The 6,585-nt window shown below is 34.4% G+C and carries 7 protein-coding genes; 6 read left to right on the forward strand and 1 reads right to left on the reverse strand.

Features of this window, described 5'->3' with window-relative positions:
* Positions 1–47 precede the first annotated feature (47 nt).
* Positions 48–236, forward strand: a complete 189-nt coding sequence (locus tag JIV24_RS22900; RefSeq protein WP_200467182.1) for an integrase core domain-containing protein — start codon at positions 48–50, stop codon at positions 234–236.
* A 646-nt stretch (positions 237–882) separates the two neighbouring features.
* Here the strand turns inward: JIV24_RS22900 and JIV24_RS21670 are convergent.
* Positions 883–1,119 (reverse strand): DUF4248 domain-containing protein, encoded by a 237-nt coding sequence (locus JIV24_RS21670; RefSeq protein WP_143302540.1) that lies wholly within the window; start codon positions 1,117–1,119, stop codon positions 883–885.
* 367 nt (positions 1,120–1,486) lie between these two features.
* Here JIV24_RS21670 and JIV24_RS21675 point away from each other — a divergent pair, with 367 nt between their 5' ends.
* The 5 genes from JIV24_RS21675 to JIV24_RS21695 all read left to right on the forward strand — a co-directional run bounded on the left by JIV24_RS21675 (position 1,487) and on the right by JIV24_RS21695 (position 6,325).
* Positions 1,487–1,768: a helix-turn-helix domain-containing protein gene (locus JIV24_RS21675; RefSeq protein WP_138529957.1), complete on the forward strand. Its 282-nt coding sequence runs from the start codon at positions 1,487–1,489 to the stop codon at positions 1,766–1,768.
* A 14-nt stretch (positions 1,769–1,782) separates the two neighbouring features.
* Complete coding sequence (locus JIV24_RS21680) at positions 1,783–3,138, forward strand: DUF3987 domain-containing protein (protein ID WP_200467183.1); 1,356 nt, start codon at positions 1,783–1,785, stop codon at positions 3,136–3,138.
* Positions 3,139–3,365: 227 nt separating this feature from the next.
* A complete protein-coding gene (locus JIV24_RS21685) occupies positions 3,366–4,358 on the forward strand; it encodes a DUF6371 domain-containing protein (RefSeq protein WP_200467184.1) in 993 nt (330 codons plus the stop codon).
* Between the two features lie 258 nt (positions 4,359–4,616).
* Positions 4,617–4,829, forward strand: a complete 213-nt coding sequence (locus JIV24_RS22905) for a two-component regulator propeller domain-containing protein (protein WP_353890335.1) — start codon at positions 4,617–4,619, stop codon at positions 4,827–4,829.
* Positions 4,830–5,752: 923 nt separating this feature from the next.
* The gene (locus tag JIV24_RS21695; protein ID WP_200467186.1) at positions 5,753–6,325 is read left to right on the forward strand and encodes an RNA polymerase sigma-70 factor; all 573 of its coding nucleotides are present in this window, start codon (positions 5,753–5,755) and stop codon (positions 6,323–6,325) included.
* The last annotated feature ends 260 nt before the right edge of the window (positions 6,326–6,585 follow it).

Genomic DNA, 6,585 nt, shown 5'->3' on the forward strand with positions numbered 1-6,585 from the left:
GCCCGAAGACAACAAAATCTTCAGGCTAATAGAAATGCAGCTTTCAAGTGCTGCCTAATAGACATGGGAAATGTCAGACCTTTAAGAATTACACTGAAGCAAAAGAAGCTGCAGCCGGTGTTATTCCTATTTATAATGAAAAACGACCACATTCTTCTTGTGACTATCTAACGCCAGAACAAGCCCATGGGGAGTTTGGTGAACTTAAGAAACGATGGAAACCGATAACAACATAAAATGAATAAGATGAAAGAAAGATCCTTTATAAGGGCATTTCCCATTGATTTAAGCATCGGATACGAAAGTATAACAGCTCACAGAACCCGTCAAGGGTATATAAACGGCTTCGTGCCTCCGCCGCCCTTGACAGAACCTGCTCCCTGATTATGAAAGGAGTATACGATGTTAAATCAAAAAAAGAATAAGAAGAGATAAATATAATCCCACCATTGAGGTTGAATTTTAAAGCAAATAAAAAGTGCAAAAAAAATTAAATACAGTAAGCTTATTGTTAAGCATTGATAAAGAGTGTGTTTGTAGCTTTGCAAAGCTATTTCAGTACAATATTAAATATTTGTATAGCTATTTCAGTATTGTATATCAAAACTGTATAGTTAATTTAGGACGACCTTCAAATGGTGTAAAGTTGTTTCAGTACACTATTAATAATCTGTATAGTAATTCTAGGATTGGACACGAAATGGGCAAAGCGCTCAAAAGCATGTGAAATATACTCTGAATATGGTCTGCATATGCTCTGAAAGTACCCTCAAGCATGAAAAAGCACTCAAAAGCAATCTGTTTATTGGTACAGATAGTGCTTTTGAGCTTGTTTTTGCATGGTTTTTAGTGCGTTTTGCCATGATTTCCTCCAAGAAGCCCCTACAATAGCTTAAATTCTTCCTGGCTAATGCAATAATGCTCCAGAATTGCTTCCAATTCTTTATGAGTATAATAATGCGCTCGTTTATTTCTTGTCAATAAATCGAGTTTGTTATTCAATTCAGGTGATAGTTTTATTTCTTTCCGGAGCAACTGCATCGCTGCATTTATATTTGAGCTTTGTGGATATAATTTAATGGCCAAATCTTGTTTCAAAATCGTTCTTCTAAATATCATTTTTGTGAGTCCTTTTTGCGTTTTTCTGATTCAATTATAGAGAAATAGAATGCAATTACAAAAGAAATGAAGAACATGGTAATAAATAGTAATAAAAGTAAAAGCGTTTGATTTTTAGATAGTAACAAATAGCATTAAATAGAAAAATGTCAAGGATTAGAAGTATGAAGTAATTTAGTCTGTACTCAGTAATATTTACTTGCGCTCAATTAAGAACCGCTAAAACGATAAAATACGATACAAAACAATTTTTTACTTGCTTTTACTCTCCTTTACTTTCCGTTACTATCTTTTACGAGAAAGTCAGTGTACTGTATTGCTTAGGTTTGACTCGTGAAATTAATAATGTATTAAAAATCGAATAAAAATGAGCAAGACAGTTGTAATCGTAGATGAACACCTCTTCAATAAGTTAATGGGCAAGATTGACCATATAAACGATAAGATTGACAGTATCAATGTGGCCAAAAATGATGGTTTTAAGGATCGTTGGTATGTTACCGAAGAAGTATGCAAACTATTAAATGTCAGTAGACGGACTTTGCAAACCATGCGTGATAATAAAGTGATTGCCTACAAAAAGACTGGTCGTAAAATCTATTACAAAGCTTCGGAGATTGAAGCATACCTGGAAAGTATTAATGGGTAATTCTTTGTAAGCGTATGAAGTCAATTGAAAACGATAAAACAGAATTGGGAAAGGCACACCTTACTTCTGGAAAACTATCCTTAGAAGAAGCCAATGTCAGGCTAAAGCAGGCAGGTGAATCTGAATTTCCTTTATGTATATTTCCAAGGTTTATTCAGGATACCATTCTTGAACTGTATGAAAATGGGAATTATAATATTGATTATACTTCTGTTAGCATATTGACAGCCTTGGCAGGAATTATAGGAAACTCATATCATCTGCGTAAACACATTGAGTGGGTAGAAAATCCATCCATGTGGGTGGTGTTGGTTGGCAAGTCAGGTCAAAATAAAAGTGCGCCATTAAAAACGGCATTTAAAGCGGTTAAAAATTTACAGAAGCAATATGACCAGGAATATGAATCAGTTATAGCCAACTATAATCCTGATAGTGGTGAGAAGAAACCAAGCAAGAAGAAGCTGTATTCCACCGACCCTACCTTTGAGGCCCTGATTAATATTCATAAGCAAAATCCGAATGGTATGATATTAATGCCTGATGAATTCAAAAGTTTCATTTTGAATCTAATTGGATATAGTGGAACATCAAAGCAAAGTCAGTTCTTATCCATTTGGGATGGAGCGCCTATTTCGTTGGATAGAAAAGAGGCCGAAAGTTCATCATTAAGTATGCCCTGTGTTTCCATCGTTGGTAGCATACAGGATGACGTGATTGCCTCCTTTAAAGCCAAAGATATAAAGGATGGATTTTTTGAACGTATCTTATTTGCGATCCCATTGAAGATGGAGAAGAAATATGTGAAGCGGACAAATCCCAATGATTATACGGTAGAACAGTTTCATTCAAAAATGAAAGATCTTCTTGATGCCGTTACTCAGAAGAATAATACTGAAGAGTTAGTATTATCTGATATGGCTGACGAATTATTCATTAATGAAGTGAATAAGCATGTAACACCATCCAATAAGGACTCAATGATTTCCGGAATACTGTCAAAGCTGGATAGGTACATTTTAAGGTTTGCACTTGTACTGGAGGTTTCGAATAGCTTTTTCGATAATCTACCTATCGAGCGTGTAGGTGAAAGTGCTATGAAGAAAGCCATTATGCTAAAGGATTACTTCTATGTCAATGCTTTAAAACTCAATAACATGGTTTTGAATGTGTATGAGGACAACTCCAAGGAGGGCAAAGTATTACAAGTCATAAAAAAGATTGGGAAAAAGGAATTTACCAACAAAGAGTTTATTCAAATGGCAGGCCATATGGGTATTGCTAAAGAGTCATATGCCTACCAATTACTCAGCAATACAAAGCTAGCTTATAAGGTGCAAAAGGGAGTGTATGAAACAGAGGTTTTAAACTAGAATACTGTGGAGTTTGTGGAGTTGTGGAGTTTACTTGATTCACAGTGCTTTATGTGTGGAGTTTGAGTGTAGTATGTGTGGAGTGGCAAAGTATCATTTACCAAGCAAAATAATCACATTTTTCATGAAGCTGTGGAGTGAGTGGAGTGGTGTGGAGTACTAAGTGTCTGAAAGACAACAATCCTCCACTACTCCACAAACTCCACTAAAACAAAAAAAATTCCCTAATGTCAGATATTCGTTATTCATTGGAAAAATACAAAGGACGGTCAACCAGGTATCATTGTCCGCAATGCCACCAGCGTACTTTTACCAGGTATGTAGATAATCATACCAACAAACATCTGTCTGATTATACGGGTAGGTGTAATCGTGTGGAGAAATGTGGTTACCATTTCACACCTAAAATGTACTTTGTGAAAAATGGATACAAACTAGATGATTTTCCTATATCAACACCTAAGTCAAAACTAATCATCCAACCTCCTTCCTGCATTGACAAAAAAATAATGCAAGCTTCTCTTAACAATTATCATCAAAACAACTTTGCTATTGGCCTGAGTAAATATTTCTCACAACTACTGATTGCTGAGGTATTACAAAAGTATCATGTAGGTACTGCCAAAGGGAACAAAACTATATTTTGGCAGATTAATCGATTAGGACAAGTTAGGACAGGTAAGGTGATGCAATACGATTCAGTTACATTAAAACGTGTTGGTTATATTAATTGGGTTCATCATATAATAAAGCAAAAGGACTTCAATCTAAAACAAGTGTTCTTTGGTTCCCATTTACTTATCGATAGGACTATCCCCGTTGCCATTGCCGAAGGAGAAAAGAATGCCGTTTTCGGAGCATTGTATTATCCGCAATATAACTGGATAGCTGTTGGCTCTATTGAAATGCTGAATGTGCAAAAGCTAAATACGCTCAAAGGTTACCAGTTCACTTTATTTCCGGATAAAGGAAAAGCTTTTATGAAATGGATCAAGATAGCAGAAAGTGCTTGCTTTCATGTTCAAGTAAATACCGTTCTGGAGAATACTGATTTAAATGAAGGTGATGATATTGCTGATTTGATAATAACTATCAAAAAGGAAAGATATCAAGATAGTCCTTTGGCTATAATTGATATGTTAAGAAACAAGAATAAATATCTTAGCATGTTTATTGACAAGTTTGAATTGCAAGAGTTAATTCCTTCAAAACTGACTTAAATTATAAGATTAGTTTGTTCTACGAAATGGAAGTTTAAAATATTTATACAATGCCCTGCTAAAGAATTTTTAGTGTGCTGGTTGTAATAGTATGAGGCAGTAACCTTGATAACCATGGTCTAATAAAGGAATAAATTCCTTTTTTTACAAAAAAGAGTTGCTCAAGTATTCCTATCTTTACTCATTCATTTGAACCAGTAAGTAATGGATTGTCTAAACTTTATTCGCATTTATATAGTAGCTGTTTGTTTCGCACTTATGGCGAACACGTCTTTTGCACACGACTATCAGTTATCCTATTATTCTATTGAAGACGGTTTATCGCATAATGAAGTGACCTCAATTGTTCAGGATGATTATGGTTTTATGTGGTTTGGTACCAGAGCCGGACTCCTCCAAAACTCTGTAATGCGCTCTATTTGTAATGTTTACAATTTCACTTTCTTCTTGTTCTCGATTTGTTCTCGGTGAAATTTAGTATCTATTGTTTTGACTATTTGCAAGTTAATAATTTAATAGCACCATTCAAATACTGAATTGTTTATTTAGATCAATTACGTATTTTGGAAGCAGCAAATTGGGTATTTCCTACAAATGTAGGACCCAAATTAGAATTATTCTTTGGAAGATAATTTCTTCAATTGGGATGTTTATTTAAAACCAGTGTGTAATTCAATATTAGACTGCTTATTTTTATGGTTAACTAATTTATGAAACTATCCGCATGGAAGTAATAAATATTATGGTATAGGTAACCCTAAATTCGTCGGCAGATTTGGCAGTTATTTATGAACTGCTCAATAAAGTAGGACAGATCGTTAACCTTTTTAAAGGCAAGGTTGTTAGAATGCAGTACCTTTTGATGCACACTAAAGAGAACAACAGGATATACCACAAACTAGTATATTGCTTAATTTAGTTATGCGTAATATAGCCAATAATGAAATTGAATTGAATGTAGGGACTAAATTGTTAGTGTAAATCAGATAGTAAAATGTGTTGTAGCTAGGTCGAAGTAGCCTTATAAATACATTTGAGATTTTTCAAAACCACTTTCTGCCGTTAAAGTCAAATAACAAATGGCGCTGCGGATTTTATGGACAACGTAGGATTGAATCCCAACATCATAAAAAAATGACACAATACTTCACGAAAACGCTTCTTTAAGCTCGTTTTTTCTTTTGCTTTATAAATCTCTAACGCACTTTTAAAAATTCTGTTAACTGAACTAATACAGACGGAACATCAATCTGCAATTATCCCCTTAAACAGACAAATAAACCAAAAGCTACTCATAGACTTTAATTTGGATAAGTAGTCCTTTTTCGGTTCTTTTCTTAATTTTACGCCAAATATGCATTTCATCATCATATACCCTAAGAAATATTGCTCACATGGATAGAGGAGATAACTTCCTGATAAAGGAGTTAAAAAAAGGAAATAAAGACGCTTTCGAATTTGTATTCAAACAATACTATTCGTCGTTATGCTTGTATGCGGCAAAATACACTTCAGACGATTCAGGCGCCGAAGATATTGTTTCTAGTTTCTTTCTCAATTTCTATAAAAAGCGGCAAATACTACAAATAAACACTTCATTAAGAGCCTACCTTTATCAATCAATCAGAAATCTCTGTCTTAACCACTTGCGAGATATCAAAAAGCAAGCAACTCTAATTAATCAGGAAGACCGAGCTCACCTACATGCCTTTGAATGTAATGAAACAGTATACGAAACGCTTATTGGAAAAGAAGTAGAACAGAAGATTACAGAAGCTCTGGAGCAGCTACCTGAACAATGCCGCATTATATTTGAGATGAGTCGTTTCAAAGGAATGAAATACAAGGAGATTGCCGAAGTGCTAGACCTTTCTGTCAATACCATTGAAACTCAAATGTCGCGTGCCCTGAAGAAATTAAGAGAAGACCTAAAAGAATACCTGCACCTAGTCGTTGGATTCTTATAAAGCTTCAATACATAACGGATAGTTACTAGCAAAATTATCTCTAACAAACTTACATCTAATCTCATAACTAGTAAATTCCCTGTTTAAAACACTTTACATCTAATCCCTCCACTCCTATCAAAATCTCTTCGGATATTGGATATTATCACAACCATTTACACACTTCAATAACAAATACAAAACGAAACCTTTGCAAGGTAAGAACATCATTAAGTCTCAGATTAATAGTTATTTAAGTTGGTTTTTCTTTAGAGTTTTAT

Origin of the sequence: Carboxylicivirga marina, from assembly GCF_016612505.1 — a bacterium.
In the GTDB taxonomy this organism is placed as follows: domain Bacteria; phylum Bacteroidota; class Bacteroidia; order Bacteroidales; family Marinilabiliaceae; genus Carboxylicivirga; species Carboxylicivirga marina.